General features: G+C 59.1%; 13 protein-coding genes. 9 read left to right on the forward strand and 4 right to left on the reverse strand.

The genetic code is table 11. The features are described from left to right. Window positions 1-3 precede the first annotated feature (3 nt). The 4 genes from I6I71_RS12085 to I6I71_RS07850 all read left to right on the forward strand — a co-directional run bounded on the left by I6I71_RS12085 (window position 4) and on the right by I6I71_RS07850 (window position 3,221). Window positions 4-315, forward strand: coding sequence for a transposase (locus I6I71_RS12085; protein WP_236587282.1), 312 nt, complete (start codon window positions 4-6; stop codon window positions 313-315). Then, window positions 288-1,196, forward strand: a complete 909-nt coding sequence (locus tag I6I71_RS07840; protein WP_236587445.1) for an IS3 family transposase — start codon at window positions 288-290, stop codon at window positions 1,194-1,196. Before I6I71_RS12085 ends, I6I71_RS07840 begins: the two co-directional genes overlap by 28 nt. Before the next feature lie 67 nt (window positions 1,197-1,263). Continuing rightward, window positions 1,264-1,944, forward strand: a complete 681-nt coding sequence (locus tag I6I71_RS07845) for a DUF3100 domain-containing protein (protein WP_201820095.1) — start codon at window positions 1,264-1,266, stop codon at window positions 1,942-1,944. A gap of 71 nt (window positions 1,945-2,015) precedes the next feature. Next, window positions 2,016-3,221 (forward strand): amidohydrolase, encoded by a 1,206-nt coding sequence (locus I6I71_RS07850; RefSeq protein WP_201820104.1) that lies wholly within the window; start codon window positions 2,016-2,018, stop codon window positions 3,219-3,221. 240 nt (window positions 3,222-3,461) lie between these two features. Here I6I71_RS07850 and I6I71_RS07855 read toward each other — a convergent pair whose 3' ends face one another. Genes I6I71_RS07855 through putP form a run of 3 tightly spaced genes read right to left on the reverse strand, consistent with a single transcriptional unit; the run spans window position 3,462 to window position 6,082 of the window. Continuing rightward, entirely contained in the window at window positions 3,462-3,947 is a 486-nt protein-coding gene (locus I6I71_RS07855) for a DUF2269 family protein (protein ID WP_201820106.1), read from the reverse strand. Between the two features lie 11 nt (window positions 3,948-3,958). Beyond that, complete coding sequence (locus I6I71_RS07860) at window positions 3,959-4,567, reverse strand: HNH endonuclease family protein (protein ID WP_201820109.1); 609 nt, start codon at window positions 4,565-4,567, stop codon at window positions 3,959-3,961. Window positions 4,568-4,573: 6 nt separating this feature from the next. After that, window positions 4,574-6,082: a sodium/proline symporter PutP gene (gene putP / locus I6I71_RS07865; RefSeq protein ID WP_201820112.1), complete on the reverse strand. Its 1,509-nt coding sequence runs from the start codon at window positions 6,080-6,082 to the stop codon at window positions 4,574-4,576. Between the two features lie 68 nt (window positions 6,083-6,150). Between putP and I6I71_RS07870 the strand changes: the two genes are divergently transcribed. From I6I71_RS07870 to I6I71_RS07885, 4 genes are all read left to right on the forward strand, one after another. Further along, on the forward strand, window positions 6,151-9,279 hold the full coding sequence (locus I6I71_RS07870) for a DEAD/DEAH box helicase (RefSeq protein ID WP_201820115.1): 3,129 nt from the start codon (window positions 6,151-6,153) through the stop codon (window positions 9,277-9,279). Beyond that, window positions 9,272-10,186, forward strand: coding sequence for an SWIM zinc finger family protein (locus tag I6I71_RS07875; RefSeq protein ID WP_201820118.1), 915 nt, complete (start codon window positions 9,272-9,274; stop codon window positions 10,184-10,186). Before I6I71_RS07870 ends, I6I71_RS07875 begins: the two co-directional genes overlap by 8 nt. A gap of 62 nt (window positions 10,187-10,248) precedes the next feature. Continuing rightward, window positions 10,249-11,442, forward strand: a complete 1,194-nt coding sequence (locus tag I6I71_RS07880; protein ID WP_201820131.1) for a metallophosphoesterase family protein — start codon at window positions 10,249-10,251, stop codon at window positions 11,440-11,442. Between the two features lie 2 nt (window positions 11,443-11,444). Then, on the forward strand, window positions 11,445-14,081 hold the full coding sequence (locus I6I71_RS07885; protein ID WP_201820137.1) for an AAA family ATPase: 2,637 nt from the start codon (window positions 11,445-11,447) through the stop codon (window positions 14,079-14,081). Window positions 14,082-14,129: 48 nt separating this feature from the next. Here the strand turns inward: I6I71_RS07885 and I6I71_RS07890 are convergent, their stop codons facing one another. Continuing rightward, window positions 14,130-14,666: a YceI family protein gene (locus I6I71_RS07890; RefSeq protein ID WP_052204737.1), complete on the reverse strand. Its 537-nt coding sequence runs from the start codon at window positions 14,664-14,666 to the stop codon at window positions 14,130-14,132. Between the two features lie 142 nt (window positions 14,667-14,808). On the opposite strand from I6I71_RS07890, the gene I6I71_RS07895 reads away from it, so the two are divergent. Further along, window positions 14,809-15,288 (forward strand): MarR family winged helix-turn-helix transcriptional regulator, encoded by a 480-nt coding sequence (locus I6I71_RS07895; protein WP_201820139.1) that lies wholly within the window; start codon window positions 14,809-14,811, stop codon window positions 15,286-15,288. Window positions 15,289-15,305 lie beyond the last annotated feature (17 nt).

The following is a 15,305-nucleotide window of genomic DNA, read 5'->3' on the forward strand; positions in this document are numbered from 1 at the left end:
TCCATGCCTAGGAAGGTTTATTCGGATCAGTTCAAGCGCGACGCGGTCGCGATGTACGAGAACGATCCACACATCTCGTTCAATGCCGCAGCCGCAGACTTAGGGATCAACCGCACCACGCTTCGCTCGTGGGTTGACAAGTACGGCACCGGCGCAAAGACCAAGAGTTCAGCGGATGTACGTGCCAATCGCGCCAAGCAGCTCACAGATGCAGAACAGATACGCCAATTGCAGCGCGAAATCGCTCAGCTGAAAGAAGAACGCGATATCTTGCGCAAGGCGGCCAAATATTTTATGGAAGAGACAAACTGGTGATCCGCTTCCAGTTTGTTGATGACCACCGCACCGATTACTCGGTCAAGCGGATGTGTACTGTCCTTGGGCTTAATCGCAGCTCCTATTACAAATGGAGAAACAGCAAACCCCAACGGCAACGCCGACTAGTCGATGATGGCATTTTGGGTGCGAAGATCACGGCAGTCTTCGAGGAGAAAAACCAGCTCTACGGCGCGAAACGCATCGCCGCAGAACTGACCTATAACGACGCCTACAACGACAATGGCCCAGTCAACCATAAGCGCGTCGCCCGGATTATGAAAAAGCTTCGGCTACGTGGCTACACCAAAAAACGCAAGGTCACCACAACCCGACGTGGGGCCGGTCGCGTAGTGTTTGCCGACCTAGTCAAGCGGGATTTCACGGCACCAGCTGCAAATAAGGTACTGGTGGGCGATATCACCTATCTGCCGATTGCAGACGGGTCGAATATGTATTTAGCTACGGTGATTGACTGCTACTCCAGGATGCTCGTTGGCTTTGCCATCGCCGAGCACATGCGCACCGAACTCGTCGAGGAAGCGCTTGAGCATGCGCACCGAACCCGCGGTGATCTTGCTGGAGCGATCTTTCATTCGGACCACGGAAGTGTCTATACCTCGTCGCAGTTTCAGGCCACCTGCCGCAGGCTCAACCTCACCCAGTCAATGGGTGAAGTTGGCACCAGTGCCGATAATTCGCTTGCGGAGTCGTTTAACGCCACGCTGAAACGAGAGGTACTCAAAGACGAGAAAGTCTTTGCCAACCAGCTTGTCTGCCGGCGAGCAGTCTTCGCATGGTGCGTGCGCTACAACACCAGCCGAAGGCACTCCTGGTGCAAGTACCTCACCCCCACAGAGTACGAAGCCCTCGCCGCATAACCATGTGCTAAAGTAAGCCCCGTAATTTCACCATTGATGGTGTCTACTTTTCGGGGGTCGGGCCCGCATGATGGGCGCTTGTTCGACCGCTCTAGCTGAAGCATTGCCCGAGCAATCGGAATCGATTTCCGCATTTGCCGCTTCGAGTAACCTGCTTACGTACGCAACCGGTCTCTTTGTTTCTGCTTTTATAGCCTTGCCGCTGGCTAACGTTTTGTTTAATGCACTTTCGAAGCTCCGGGCGCCTTCGAAGAGAGGGCCGTCGGCGGTGCAGTTTGATGACGCAGAATTTAACCTTGTAGACGAGCAGGAGAAGCCGACCCTGATTCAGACATTGGGTCTGGTAGCAGTGATGTCGCTTCTCGTACTCATCGTCAACTGGGTGAACAGTGGAGTTAGTCCTCTGGAGGCGCTTCCCGGAATCACGATTCTTTATATCTGCTGTGTGATTGGCATCTTCATTACAAAGCTAGTCCCACTGAACGTTCCCAACGTTGCTTGGATTTCGATAGTGGCGATTTTGATTGCTTTGCCGTATTGGCCGTGGAGCAACGCTTTCATTGAGGCCACTGACAAATTGCAGATGCTAGCGCTGATTACGCCCGCGCTGGCTTATTCGGGCCTTGCACTTTCTAAGGTGGAGATCTCGGTATTCCGAAAGTCTGGTTTCCGACTAGCCCTAATCTCCTTGCTAGTCTTCACGGGCACATTCTTTGGATCGGTGATTATTGCAAACGCGCTTTTGTGATTATTTCGTGAAAACAGTTGTCCTGAAGTGAAAAACAGGTTGCATATAACAAGTTGGAGGGTTAAAAAACCATGTCTGAAAAGACTCTCACATACGATTCAATCCAAGAGTGGCAGGAGGCCGTTTATGTTGATTTTCATCAACACCCAGAACTGAGTATGCAGGAACACCGAACTCGTCGCAGGGTTTGTGAGGAGCTGCAGGCCATGGGAATTGATCCGATCGAAATCGGTGGTGGTGTGGTGGGGACCATCGATCGGGGAGCGGGACCCACAGTCCTACTACGTGCCGATTACGACGCATTGCCTGTGAAAGAAGAGACGGGGCTTCCCTATGCGTCAACCGTTGAGGTAATGGACAGGGAAGGACAAAAAGTTCCAGTCATGCATGCTTGTGGGCATGATGTCCACATTGCCTCGCTATTGGCAGCTGGACGGCTATTGAAGAGCGGACACAAGGATTGGAGGGGTACAGTACATCTGCTTTTCCAACCTGGTGAAGAAACAGGGGAGGGATCTGCTGCAATGGTAGCCGACGGGTTGGCGTCCAAGATCACTCCACCCGATGTTGTACTTGGTCAGCATGTTTTTTGTGGGGACGTTCCAACTGGAAGCGTTGCATTGCGTTCAGGACCTTTCATGTCCACTGCTACCAATGTGGAGATCACATTTTACGGCGTTGGATCCCATGGTTCCATGCCGCATCTTGGCGTCGATCCGATCCTGATGGCCTCGTCGGCTGTTACTCGCCTACAGGGAATCGTGTCGCGAGAACTAAATCCCCACGAGTTCGGGGTTGTCACGGTCGGCGTTATCTCGGGCGGCTCAAAGCCTAATGTTATTCCGGAAAGCTGCACGTTACAGCTGAACGTTCGCGCCTACAGCGACCAGGTTCGAGAGCAGATTCTGCAGGCGATCGAGCGCATTGCCATCTCAGAGACTCAAGCGTCAGGCGGAACGAAGATGCCAGACATCACCTACTACCAGGGTTTTCCGCTGACCGAAAACGATGAAGAAGTCACCAGCCGGGTAGCTCGGGCATTCAAGGAAACCTTCGGTAGTGAACAGGTGCGAGAAAGTGAACCGCTGACGGCGTCGGAAGACTTCTCCGTGATCGCCGACGCGTTCGGCGCGCCCTACTGCTACTGGGTGCTCGGCGGTGCAGAAGCGGGCGTGAGCGTGCCCAACCATAGTCCACACTTTGCGCCGCAAATGCAGCCGACGCTGCGCACCGGGGCAGAAGCGTTGGTGGCGGCGGCGCTGGAATTCCTCGACTGATGGTCCTCGCCGAAGTTGGAGGCCTGGTTTCTGACCCGGTGGCTGGAGGGGCTCCTCAAGGTAAAAGTCGGATAGCAAACATCGGATAGGTGCCAAATTGGGCCAAAATGGGCCTTATCCGATGTTTGCTATCCGATGTTTGTGATTGGCCGGGGCAAAAGGGCAAAAGAAAACGCCGGAAGGCGCAGCGGTGAAGCTGGCCAGCCGGCGTAAAGCGCGAAGCGTAAGAACAGCGAAGCGCTAGAACAGATCAGCAGGCAGGAACATCAGAACCAGGACCAGGATCCACATCAGGTTGAAAATGCCGGCACCGGCAGACGCCTTTGCCTTGCACTTTTCAAAGTCACCGGTGACATCAGACGGATCGGCATCAGCCGGGTCGAGAGCGCCCAGGGAACCCATCATCTTGCGCTGGTGTGGAATCACCATGAAAAACAGCAGCGCCCACGCGATGACGGAGAGCACGATCGCGGTGTGGAGCCAGTAGTTGGTGCTGTAGGTGTTCCAATCAAAGGCCATGACAACACCACCGAGCAGCGGTACCAGTGCGGAGAGCATGCCGTAGGTTGTCGAAACCTTGTGAAGAACGGCGGCACGGCCGGTGGCCTCTTCGCCGCCAGCCTTCGCGCGGGCAGCTTCAGCCGGGAACATCGATGTGGCGACGACAACCGGGCCGAGAAGCACGATCGCCGCGGCGACGTGCAGGAAGGTAAAGAGAGTATTCATGGGCAATTACCTTACAGGGAACGTGCAGAAAGTACGCCTCGGACGCCGGAGCAGGCGCCTCGCATAGCCTTGCGGTCCTCGTGCGACAGCGCCAAACCGTAGGTGGAGGCCACGGCTGACAGTTGTTGTGCGTAAGGGCAACGCGAGCGCCAGGCGGGTGGCATCCACTCACCAGGCAGCTTGTCGGACTTGGATTGGTTGGCGCTTCGAGATGTCACCACTAGGTTCAACGGGTCGTTCGCAAACGCAAGGCGTTTTTCCGCAGGCCACGTGGCAGCACCCATGTCCCACGCAGCGGCAAGGGGAAAGAGGTGATCAAGTTCAACGTCGGCTGGCAGGATCGCGGAACCGGTATAGGGATCACGGATAGGGGCGACGTCCCACTGTTGATAGGGCATGTCACAGGGCTGGGCCCAGGCGCTGGCTAGGGCAACGTCGCGGCTCGTACACGCACCCCCGGAGCCGGGGGCGGTGGCCCAGCTTGCGCCGAAGGCTTGTTGGCGGTTGTAGTTAAGCGTGGTGGTGCGGGGGGACAACGGGGCGTCGATAAGCAAAAGCCCCGTTGGGAACGGGGCGAGAGCAAGAGTGCAAACAATGAGGATTCGAAGGAAAAGCTTCATACCTCTTTAGACTGCGGGAAGTGCCTCCTGGTTCCCGGTGACGCGGTCGAATTCTTCCTCAACCCCCGGCTTCGGTGTGGTGGCCAGGGAAACCGCAACCATGGCGATGGTGGCAAAGGCTACGCCTGGGACGATTTCATAGATGATGTCGCCGAAGTAGGTACCCCACACGAACACGGTGACCGCGCCGACAATCATGCCAGCCAACGCACCCGGGGCGGTGAGGCGACGCCAGTAGAGCGACGCCAACACAACCGGGCCGAACGCCGCGCCGAAGCCAGCCCAAGCGAAGCCGACCAGACCCAAGATGGTGTCAGACGGGTTGAGGGCCAACAGCATGGCCACCACGGCAACCAACACAACCATCAGGCGCGAAAGGACCAGAAGCGTGGTCTGGCTGGGTTCCTTTTTGAAGATGCGATACAAGTCCTCAATAAGCGCCGACGACGTGATCAGCAGCTGCGAAGACATCGTGGACATAATCGCAGCCAACACCGCCGTCAGGATAATGCCAGCAACCAGCGGGTGGAACAGCAAACGAGCCAGATCAAGGAAGATCGTTTCAAAACCGTTCTGGTCCGTCACCGTCGCAGAGGTAGTGCCGAAGTACACGGTGGACACCAGCGCGGTGAACACAGCGCCAGCGAAGCAGATGGTCACCCAGATAATGCCAGTGCGGCGGCCAGCCTTGGCCTCAGAGGCGGAACGCAGCGCCATAAAACGGGTAACAATGTGCGGCTGGCCAAAGTAACCCAAGCCCCACGCGAGGTTGCCAATGATGGTTGCAGCAGACACACCCGCGATCATGTTGAAGTACTGCGGGTTGCCCTCCGGCCACGGGCCGTACGGGTTGGAGGTGGCGTAGGAGAAAATATCGGCAGGATTGTCCACCGCAAACAGCGCCAAGATAGGCACGATCAGCAGTGCCAAGAACATCAGGGCGCCCTGCACCACGTCCGTGTAGCTCACTGCCAAAAAGCCGCCGATGAAGGTGTAGAGCACCGTAATAGAGCCAACGATCAGCATGCCGGTGGTGTAATCCCCGCCAAAGGTGGACTCGTAGTAACGGCCACCTGAAACCATGCCGGAGGAGACGTAGAACGTAAAGAAGAAGATGATGATCACGGCAGCGGCGAAACGCAGCGCACGCGAAGAATCATGGGTGCGGTTTTCAAAGAAGCTGGGCAAGGTGATCGAGTTATTGGCCACTTCCGTGTAGTTGCGCAGCTTCGGTGCGACCCACTTCCAGTTGCACCAGGAACCCAGCAACAGGCCGATAGCAATCCACAGCTCACTCATACCGGAGACAAACAGCGCGCCGGGAAGACCCATCAACAACCAGCCGGACATATCGGAGGCGCCAGCGGAAAGCCCCGCAACAAACGGGCTTAAGCCGCGGTCCGCCAGCACATAGTCGTCATACTTCTTTGTCTGTAGCCAAGAATAGAAGCCAATGGCTACCATGACCCCGAAGTACAAAACGATGGCAAGAACCAGCCAGAAGTTGTCAGTCATGTGCAAAGACAGTACTGCAGAGCGTGATGTAATGGGCGTTGTAGGGGGTGGGTGTTATAAAAGTGGGTATGCCAAAATTCCTTCTCCACGGTCTCTGGGTGCCAGGGTCTGGGCTCAACCTATGGGTTGAGCAGGTAGAGGGACACCGGATTGTCACACTGGACAAAGTTGAGGCGGGCACGTTCCCGGACGTGGTGCACCTTGTTGCAGGAAACAACACGTTCCGCCACCGCCACCGCATCCGCCTGCAAACACCGAAAGGCCGCCAAGTTGAGCTGCTTGCACCAACTGCGGCGCTTGGCCCGGAAAACACCGTGCGCTTGTTGGCTGGGCTTGCTGAGGCCCAGGCGCTGAAGAACGACGCGATCGCGCCAGACCTCAAATGGCTGATCCGCATGTACCAAGGCCTACACAGGTTCGTGCGCGCCGGGCGAGTGAGCATCCACGTCCCGCAGCGCGACAGGCTGTGGTACGCCGAATGGCAGCTTGGCACGGGTGTGCAGGAGCGCGGCTGGCTGGCCGCCATGACCGCCGCAGCACCCGGTGTGCTGGTAGCCAACAATCAGATGCTGGGCGAAGACATGGCGCGCACGCTGACGCACTGGATTGCTACTTACCGGCTTCAGAACACAAACATTCGGCAGCACGACCACCCGTACGGGCGCCACGACTTCATTAACTCACTGCTCAACGGCGAGCCACTGCGCCGCGGAAGTGCCATCTTGGCGCGCCGGGTGGGCGATTGGAACGGCTCTATTACCGCGGTGAACCTGCAGCTGGTGTTTATTGCAGATGATCCGATTGAGCTGGATGAGGATCTTGATTACATCGGTGAAGCTGAGGCAGATGCTGTGCCGCCGGTGTGGCCGGTGCGGGTGCAGGTGCGTTCGGGCACGGACTCGCCACGCCCGGTGCTTCTGCATGAGTATGACGCGCAGACAGCCCAGCGGCTGCGCAGTGAGCTCCAGCGGGCAAGCCAAGTCACGGATTTGGCGGATCCGGTGCGCCACCCGCGCCCGCATTACTTGCCGCCGGAGTCTGATGAGGGCGACTGGGACCTTTACCTGACAACCGAGGACATTGCCCGTTTTGTGCGCACGGAAGCCGCGAAGCTTCGCAACCACAACTTTGCCGTGATGCTGCCCAAAGCGTGGACCACGATGGAGACCAAGGCGAAGCTGCATGTCACGCGGGATATTGATCCGTATGACGCCTCCACAGTTCGCCACCTGGGCTTTGACACGCTCTTGACCTATGACTGGAAGGTTTCCATCGGTGACGTTGAGTTGACCGATGCAGAGATGCGTGAGCTGGTTCGCTCCAAGTCAGGGCTGGTCAAGCTTAGAGACGAATGGGTGCTGGCCGACAAAACCGGCCTGGCTAAGACTGAGCGCTACATCCAGCAGCTGCACGATTCCTCGCTGCCGGACCTGAAGAAGCGCCTGGATGCCGCGGAAGGCTTGGCCAGCCTTCACGCGAAGCTTGGTCATGCAGACGCCGCGGAGCTGGAGGCAGAGGCCCAAGCGCTGCGCGAAGAGTACGAAGCCGCCATGGCAGAGGCTGCCTCTGGCCAGGTCACGGCTGCGGAGCTTCGCCAGCTGGCGCTTGAATCTGCCGCGGATGCCTCGATGCAGCTGCCGGTGGAGATCACGGGTGCGGGTTGGTTCAATTCGCTGATGGGCGGCACGGACCGTCCTGCGCCTGAGCGGGTGGACATTCCCGAAACCGTGCAAGCTTCATTGCGTGATTACCAGCGCCGCGGTGTGGACTGGCTGTATTTCATGTCCCGTAACAACTTGGGCGCTGTGTTGGCAGATGACATGGGTCTGGGCAAAACGCTGCAGCTGTTGACACTGCTTGCTGTGGAGAAAGACGCCGCGGCGAAGGACGGTCACAGTGACCTTGGGCCGACGATTGTGGTCGCGCCAACCTCTGTGGTGGGCAACTGGGCGCGTGAAGCTGCTCGCTTCGTGCCGCACATGAAGGTGCTAGTCCACCACGGTGCGGGCAGGAAGAAAGACGATGCGCTGATCGAGGCCGCGCGCGAAGCCGATTTGGTGATCACCTCCTACGGCATTGCCACACGTGATGGGGCCGCCTTGTCTGAGGTGAAGTGGGATCACGTGGTGTTGGATGAGGCGCAGGCGATTAAGAATGCGGGCACGAGGGCGTCGAAAAGCGTGAGAAGGCTCCCGGCGCGTCAGCGAATCGCGCTGACGGGCACACCGGTGGAGAACAAGCTGAGTGAGCTGCGAAGCCTGCTGGATTTTGTGAACCCGGGGATGTTGGGCTCGCAGTCGTTTTTCCGCAATCACTTTGCCAAGGCGATTGAGCGCGGGGACGATGAGCTGAGCCAGGAGATGGGCGAGCGCCTGCAGCGCCTGACCGCACCGTTTATCCTGCGCAGGCTGAAGACGGATCCGGCGATTATTGATGATCTTCCGGATAAAGCCGAGCACATCATCACCGTGGACATGACCGCGGAGCAGGCGGCGCTGTACACCGCGCTGACGGAGGAAATGCAGCGTGAGCTGGGAAGCCGCGAGGGCATGGCGCGCAGGGGGCTGGTGCTGTCCACCATCACAAAGATCAAGCAGATTTGTAACCACCCGGCGCATTTTCTTGGCGACGGCTCAAGCGTCACCCTCAAAGGCCGCCACCGCTCCGGCAAGGTGGAAAAGTTGGTTGAGATCCTGGATCAGGCCGCCGACTCCGGCCAAAGGGTGTTGATCTTTACCCAGTACAAGGCCTTCGGCGACATTTTGAAGCCGTATTTGAGTGAGCGGCTCGGCGAGGACATCCCGTTTTTGCACGGTGGTGTGGGTAAATCTGGCCGCGACGCAATGGTGGAGCGCTTCCAGGCCCCCGATGGCCCGCAGGCGATGCTGCTAAGCCTGAAGGCGGGCGGCACGGGGCTGAACCTGACGGCGGCCTCTATCGTGGTGCACATGGACCGCTGGTGGAACCCCGCCGTGGAGAACCAGGCGACGGACCGTGCGTTTCGTATCGGCCAGCAGCGGGACGTGACCGTGTACAAGATGATCACCCGCGGCACCATGGAGGAGCGCATTCAGGAAGTGTTGGACGGCAAGATGCACCTGGCGGGTGCTGTGGTTGGTGAAGGCGAAGGCTGGATTACTGAGCTGAACTCGGAAGACTTGGCGCAGCTGATGAGCTACAGGGGGCGCAATGACTAACACGAACCGTCCGCACGAAGACAACGTCATCTACGCCAACTTTGGCGCAAAACGTCGCGTCTCCTCCGCGGAGGAGACGGTCGGGCCGCTGGTGCCTCCATCGCCGCGGGAGCTTCGGGAGCGGATCCGGGAGACTGCGCAGCGCATTCGGAACGGGGTTGGGGAAGGGCCTGTGCAGAGTGTGTCGCATCCGTCGGTGAGCTACTCACCGGCGTCGAGCCGCTTGCGTGAGGCGGTAGCGCAACGCACAGACCAGGGGCGTGTAAAGCGCGGCCGGGAGTACGCGGCTGAGGGGCGTGTGACTGGTTTCAACGTGCGCGTTAATACCGTTGAGGCGGAGGTACACGGATCACAGCCAGAGCCGTTCTTTGCGGGTTTTATCCTGGCGCGACGCTCGGAAGAAGACTTGGTGGATGCGATGCAGCAGCTTGGCGGGGGAGGCGGTGCAGTCGCTCGGGCGAAGCGCGGGGCGTTTCCGGACGAGGTTGTAGACACTCTGCTGTTTGCAGACGGGGATGATGCACGTTTCTTCTGCGATTGCCCGGATCCCGCCCCGTTATGCAAGCACATCGTTGCGGTGACTGAGGTAGCTGCCAAGCGTTTCGACGCTGACCCGACGCTCCTTTTCGCCCTGCGTGGGTTGAGTGTGGAGGACGTCGAGGCGTCTATACGCGAAGGTGCCGAGGGTACCGCTCGGGCGAACGCTGCGGAAGGCTCGGAGTTTTTCTGGACCGGCCATGAACTGCCGGATTTGCCGACCCCGAAGATTGCCCCGATGGTGGATGATTCGGACACGGATCTGTTGCGTCGCGCGTTGGAATCAGTGTCTTTTACCAACATTGACCTGCTCAATGCAGTAGCGGATATTGAGAATCTGTATGACGCATTGGTGGAAGAAGACCACTAGTTCGAAGCAATGTTCGGTATTGCGCGGGAGTGTGTGGCCGTGGCGTGCTATTGCTTAAAGGCATGAAACCCGTGACCGCGACCCTGACGTTTATCCACACCTCTGACTTCCAACTTGGCATGACGCGCAAGTTCCTCCCGCCTGATGCGCAGTCGCGTTTCGACGCGGCACGCCTAGAAGCCGTAGCCAAACTCGGCGAGCTAGCGCGTGACAAGGGTGCCGAATTTATCGTGGTGGCAGGGGATGTGTTTGAACACAACACGCTTGAGCCGAGGACGCACGAGCGCGCACTTGAGGTACTGCGTGCGCTACCTGTGCCGGTATATCTTTTGCCGGGCAACCATGATCCGTTGGTTGCGGATTCCATTTTCACCCGCCGCGAGGGCGTTGCTGAGATCGACGGTGTGCACGTGCTGCGTGACTTCGACCCAGTTGAGGTGCGCGAAGGCGTAGAAATTGTCGGTGCGCCGCTGACTACCAAGCACGCCCCTGAGGATCTGTGCGCCCGCGCGATCGCACCACTTGAGCCGAGCGAGAACATCAGGGTGCTGGTGGGCCACGGCGCCGTCGAGGGCTTTGGGGATCAGGACAAGGCCTCTCTGATTAGCGTTGCGGGACTTAATGAGGCTGCGTCCCAGGGCGTGATTGATTACGTGGCGTTGGGCGATACCCACTCCACGCAAGACCTGTCCAGCTCTGGGAGGGTGTGGTACTCCGGTTCGCCGGAAACGACAGACTTCCACGACCGCCGCGAAGGTGTTGCCGGCGGAGAGACGGACTCCGGCAACGCATTGGTGGTCACCGTGGAAAAACGCGGGCTGGAATCCACCGTGCAGGTGGAAAGCGTGCCAGTAGGCGAGTGGACGTTTGAAGAGCTCGCCTGGGAAGTGGCAGGCCCTGAAGATGTAGATCTCATCTTGGATCAGCTTCGCGCCTATCCCCACAAAGACCGCACCGTAATCCGATACTCCATCACCGGCACCTTGGGTTTGGAAGACACCGCACGCCTTGAACGAGGGATTACAAAACTCTCCCACGCCTTTGCCGCACTCTATGAACACGAGCGATACATGGGGCTGTACCTGCAGCCGAGCGACGAAGAGCTGGCCAACCTGCCCCTGAGCGGCTATGCGCGCGAGGCTATGGCAGAGCTTGCTGCGGCAGCGAGCGCGCCGTCTCTTCCGGGTGAGGCGAGTGACCCGGTGGTGCGCGATTCCTTAAACCTGCTGTTTCGTCTTTCTGAGGAGGCCAAGTAGCCATGCAGATCCACGCACTGGAACTGACCAACTTCCGCGCTGTTGAACACTTGCGCCTTGATGAGCTTCCTGAGCGCGGCGTCATTGTCATCCACGGTGAGAATGAGGCGGGTAAGTCGACCATCTTGGACGCGATTGATTTGGTGCTCAACCAACGCCACGGCTCTAGGCGGAAAGAGGTCAAAGCTGTAGCACCTGCGGGGAGGGATGTGGGCCCAGAGGTGCAACTGACGGCAACGGTGGGTGACACCACGTTTACCGTGCATAAGCGGTGGATGAAGTCCCCGATGTCTGAGCTGCGCATCACAGTACCGGCGCACAAGAACTTTTCGGGCCGTGAGGCAGACGATCAGCTTGAACACTTGCTTGACCAGCACTTGGACCGCGAGCTGGCCGAGACGCTGTTTCTGCGCCAGGGGGAACTGGACCCAGGCTTGCAGGCGGCAGGGATCGCCTCCATTACCGCGGCGTTGGAAGAGGAGTCCGGTACCCAGGCCGCTGGCGTTGAAGACACCGCGCTGATGGCCGCGGTGGAGGAAGAATACGCACGCTACTGGGATGCACGAGGTAAACCGAAGGCCGCGTTTACCGCGAAAAAGACTGCGGCAGATGAGGCAGCGGAGGAGCACACGCGCTTGCGCGACCAGGAAGCGCAACTGTCCCGGTATGTGGAGGAGGTTGCGCGCAAGCAAGAGGAGATTGCGCAGGCAAAGGCTGAGCTGCCCGCAGCCGAGAAAGAGGTTGAAACGCGCGAAGCAGAAGCAAGGCAGGCGCGTGAGCTGGGGGAGCGGGTTGAAGCGGCAGCAGAGACGCTGCGGCAGGCAACGGTCACGCTGACTCGTGCGGAAGGCGACGTGCAGCAACGCGAGGCACTGCAGGAGCGCGTGACTGCGCTGCGCACAGAGGCTGAAAGTTTAGCGGCGCAGCTTGAGCCGGCTCGTGAGGCGGCAGAGACCGAAGGTGCGCGTTTGGAAGAGCTGGTGGCGCAGCGGGAGGTGGCGAAGAAACGGGTGAGTGATGCGCGTGTGGCAACGAAGCGCGCGGCGCGAGTGTGTGACCTGGTGCGTGCCCGTACAGAGCTTGCGGCTGGTAACGAGCGTTTGCTGCGTATTGCCGAGGCGGAGAAGACTTACACCGAGCTTTTGGAGGCGTCGCCTCGCCGGACTGTGACGGATGCGGATATCCGCGCCATCGAAGAGGCAGAGGCCGAAGTTGCAGTGCAGCAGCGCCTCCTTGAGGCCTCCGCTGCGAAGTTGGACATCACCGCAACTGGTGCCACGGTGGTTGTAGACGGCGAGGAGTTGGCCGTTGACGGCACGACCTCTGTCGGCGTGTTCGACGGCACAGAGCTGCAGTTTGGGGACGTCACCGTGGTCTACCGCGCCGCACAGGGGCAGCGCGACCCGCGCGAAGCAGCAGATGAGGCGAAACGTGAGCTCGACGAGCTTTTGGAGGCTGTCGGCTGCGAAACACTGAAGGAGGCGCGCGATGCTCGCGATGCGCATGCCTCCCATGCGTCAGCGTTGGCTGGGGCCAAGCAACGTCTTGATGATGTGCTGGCAGGCAGCGACATTGCTGCGTTGCGCTCAGCCCAGACGGCACTTGAGGCGACGGTGGAAGAGCTGGAGCAGGAGCTGGATACACCGGCAGATTTCAGCGAGGCACAGGCGCAAGAGGCTGTGGATGCGGCAGATGCGGAGCTTGCCAAGGCGGAGCAGGACGCGGAAACCGCAGAAGCCGCCGCGAAGCCATTTGCGGACCGTAAGGCTGCCGAAGCGTTGACGGTGCTGACCACCAGGTTGGAAGCGAAACAGTCTGAGTGTGCAGATGCTCAAGCGAACCTGGATGCTGCAGAAACTGCTACTACCCAAGACTCGCTCACGATCGCGCTGGAGACTGCACGCGCAGCGGTTGTGGAGGCAAACGCCACGCACGAGTCCTTAGCTGCTCAGCTTGCAGACGCTGACCCGGACACGGCCACGCTGCTGCTTGCAGGTGCGAAAAACCGTGCTACTAGCCTGCAGGAACGTATGCAGTCGGCGGATAAGCGTATTGCGGAGCTGCACAGCTACATCGAGCTTGCCGCCGGTACCGCGCAGCGTGCGGACTTAGCTGAGGCGAAGCTTGAGGCAGCTAACGCGGAGCTCGCGCGCACCACCAGGCGTGCAGAGGCAGCTCGTCTGCTGCGCGACACGATGGTTGCGCACCGTGATACCGCACGTGCTCGTTACACCGCACCGTTTAATGAGGCACTTCGCAACCACGCCCGTGTCCTGTTTGGCCCGAGTGTGGACTTCAATTTTGGCGACGCATTAGACATTGTGGACCGGACTGTGGACGGCACCACCGTGGCGCTGAGCGAACTGTCTGGCGGTACGAAGGAGCAGCTGGCGCTTCTCACCCGCTTCGCTATCGCGGATCTGGTTACAGCAACGGGCGATACTGCGCCGGTGCCGGTGATTGTGGACGACGCCTTGGGTGCCACCGACCCTGAGCGGCTTACCCGCATGAACTTGCTGTTTGACCAGGTGGGGCAGAAGGCTCAGGTGTTTGTGTTGACCTGCTTCCCGCAACGCTTTGACAGGGTTGGTGCGGTACGCAGATACGCCATGGAAGAACTCAAGACCCAGCAGAGCTAGCTGCCGGGTCTTGAGTCTGGAGGGGAAATAAGGCTTAGTTTGCCTTTGTTAGTCAGCCTTGACTGCGGAGCCTTCGATCTCCACCTTGATCTCCTTGGACAGGAGCACGCCACCGGAGTTCATCGGTGCGTTGAAGTCGATGCCGAACTCGGTGCGGTCAATCGTGGTGTTTGCCTCAAAGCCCCAGCGGGTCTCGCCCGTCGGTGCTTCTTCCACGCCGAAGGTTTCAACGTTGAGGGTAACCGGCTTGGTGGTGTCCTTAATGGTCAGGTCACCGGTCAGGGTGCCGTTGCCGGAAGCGTCTACGTTGACCTCGGTGGAGGTGAAGGTGATCTCCGGGTATGCGTCGGTGTTAAAGAAGTCCTCGGTGCGCAGGTGCGCATCGCGGTCAGCGTTGCGGGTATCCGCAGAAGCAGCCTGGATGGTGGCCGTTGCTTTGGAGTCTGCGATGTTCTCCGCAACGGTGATGGTGGAGTTGAAATCATTAAACGTGCCACGCACCTTGGACACCATCGCGTGGCGTACCACGAAGCCGATGGTGGAGTGGGTGGTGTCTAGATTCCAGGTTCCAGTCAATGCAGTCATTGTGTGATTCCTTTCGTGTGTTTTTGCTCTGGCTGGCCCCACCGTACACGTTTGGTGACGCGTCACCAATTAATATGTGACACAGCACCCACTTTCCCAGCAAATTCCTAATTGCCTACATATATAAAGTAAGCTTTCCGATATGCCTGCAGAAACTCAATGGTTGAACGAAGACGAGCAACGCCTTTGGCGTCTCATGCTCACTGCGTCCAACAAGATTGCGCGTGGCATGGATGAGACGTTGCAGGCAAAGTCGGGCCTGTCTGCACCCGAGTATTCCGTGCTCGTCGCCCTGTCTGAGGCGCCAGAAATGCAGCTTCGCCTCCGACAACTCTGTGAAAATTTGGGGTGGGACCGCTCGCGCACCTCTCACCAGGTAACCCGCATGGCTAAGCGGGGCTTGGTGGAGAAGAAGCGCAGCCCAGGCGACGCCCGAGGCGTGCTGGTCTCGTTGACCGATGAGGGCGTGGAGCGTCTGGAAGCGGCAGTGCCAGGCCACGTGAACTATGTTCGCCAGGCTGTGTTTGACCCAACTAGGGAAGTTGACCGCGAGGCTGTGGAGAAGTTTCTGCAGGCCTTGGTGGACCTTCCGCTGCCAGAGACCTCTAATAGCAACAGCTAACCGTTGTCCTGGCGGGC

The sequence above is a fragment of the Corynebacterium riegelii genome, from assembly GCF_016728505.1.
Classification (GTDB): Bacteria; Actinomycetota; Actinomycetes; order Mycobacteriales; family Mycobacteriaceae; genus Corynebacterium; species Corynebacterium riegelii.

What these genes read in the sequence shown, in the direction of transcription:
- I6I71_RS12085 (WP_236587282.1), top strand. Translation starts at nt 4, where the DNA reads ATGCCTAGGAAGGTTTATTCGGATCAGTTCAAGCGCGACGCGGTCGCG.
- I6I71_RS07845 (WP_201820095.1), top strand. Translation starts at nt 1,264, where the DNA reads ATGATGGGCGCTTGTTCGACCGCTCTAGCTGAAGCATTGCCCGAGCAA.
- I6I71_RS07850 (WP_201820104.1), top strand. Translation starts at nt 2,016, where the DNA reads ATGTCTGAAAAGACTCTCACATACGATTCAATCCAAGAGTGGCAGGAG.
- I6I71_RS07855 (WP_201820106.1), bottom strand. Translation starts at nt 3,947, where the DNA reads ATGAATACTCTCTTTACCTTCCTGCACGTCGCCGCGGCGATCGTGCTT.
- I6I71_RS07860 (WP_201820109.1), bottom strand. Translation starts at nt 4,567, where the DNA reads ATGAAGCTTTTCCTTCGAATCCTCATTGTTTGCACTCTTGCTCTCGCC.
- putP (WP_201820112.1), bottom strand. Translation starts at nt 6,082, where the DNA reads ATGACTGACAACTTCTGGCTGGTTCTTGCCATCGTTTTGTACTTCGGG.
- I6I71_RS07870 (WP_201820115.1), top strand. Translation starts at nt 6,151, where the DNA reads ATGCCAAAATTCCTTCTCCACGGTCTCTGGGTGCCAGGGTCTGGGCTC.
- I6I71_RS07875 (WP_201820118.1), top strand. Translation starts at nt 9,272, where the DNA reads ATGACTAACACGAACCGTCCGCACGAAGACAACGTCATCTACGCCAAC.
- I6I71_RS07880 (WP_201820131.1), top strand. Translation starts at nt 10,249, where the DNA reads ATGAAACCCGTGACCGCGACCCTGACGTTTATCCACACCTCTGACTTC.
- I6I71_RS07885 (WP_201820137.1), top strand. Translation starts at nt 11,445, where the DNA reads ATGCAGATCCACGCACTGGAACTGACCAACTTCCGCGCTGTTGAACAC.
- I6I71_RS07890 (WP_052204737.1), bottom strand. Translation starts at nt 14,666, where the DNA reads ATGACTGCATTGACTGGAACCTGGAATCTAGACACCACCCACTCCACC.
- I6I71_RS07895 (WP_201820139.1), top strand. Translation starts at nt 14,809, where the DNA reads ATGCCTGCAGAAACTCAATGGTTGAACGAAGACGAGCAACGCCTTTGG.